A 1,089-nucleotide genomic window follows, 5' to 3' on the forward strand; every position below is an offset into this window, starting at 1 on the left:
ACGAGACCTCAATGACCGAGGGAGGTGTCAGATGGCCAAGGCAACGAAGACTCCGAGCAGGACTGAGCGGAGCGAGCGCGCCAAGGTCATCCACACCACGCTCGGTGAGGCGGCTGCTGCCATCAATGCTCTCCACGCTCGGGTCCTGTCCGAGGTGATCGAGGCGAAAGCCTGGAATATCCACCGCGACTGCGACGGCTTCTCGGCCTTGCGCGAGTGGCTGGTGTCGACCTTCGACTTCCACCTACGCACGGCTGCTGATCTTGCGGCGATCGCCCGCACGGCAGGGAAGTTCACCGTCCTGGCCGAGACCGCCACCTCGGCCCGTGCGCGGATCGACCGGGTCGCGGCAGCCGTGCGCCGCCTGGACGCGACCAAGGCCCTGCGCGTGTACGCCCGCACCCCCTACCGCGAGCCGGTGCCCTCCCCGTTCGACGCCGAGGTGTCGTGTGCGACCCCTGAGCATCTGATCGCGCAGTACTGCATCCACGCCACCGTCAAAGACGTCCACGCCCAGCTCGACGAACTCCAGGCCGCCCTCGACTCGGGTGAGGAGTTGTTGGACGGGCTGGGGCAGCAGTCGTTGCAACGCCTCGACCTGGTGGAGACCGAGAACGGCATGTTCGTCCTCTCCGGGCTCCTGTCGGCCGACACCGGCAAACTGTTCGCCAAACTCCTGACGACAGCGGTCCCCCCGCCCCGGCAAGACGAGGTCGACCAGGACGGGTGCCTGCCGCCGGCGGCGAACCGGCGGGCTGAGGCCTTCCATCAGATGGTCGCGGCCCATGGGGCCGACCCGAACGCGGCCAAGCGGCACGGGCACACCGCCATCCTGCACCTGTCGGTCGACATCGAAACGTTGGCCGGACACGACACCGGGCGGGTCCCGACGTTGGAGGGCGACCCGATCAGCCTGGGTAAGGCCCGCCTCCTCGCGTGCGAGGGCCTGGTCATCCCCAACGTGTTCAACTACGCCACCGGGGAAGCGATCGAGCTCGGCCGGGCACTGCGCCTGCCGAACTCGGCGCTGCGCAGGAAGCTGGAACTCGAGCAGCCCGGCGGGTGCGCCTGGACCGGCTGCCTCGCACC

Annotated in this window: 1 protein-coding gene; it reads left to right on the forward strand. The window is 68.9% G+C overall.

Going from position 1 to position 1,089, the window contains the following annotated elements:
- Nucleotides 1-31: 31 nt before the first annotated feature.
- A partial coding sequence (locus ACYVK3_RS21815; RefSeq protein WP_460499464.1) for a DUF222 domain-containing protein occupies nucleotides 32-1,089 on the forward strand: 1,058 nt, incomplete at its 3' end.

The sequence above is a fragment of the Glycomyces tarimensis genome (assembly GCF_054776215.1).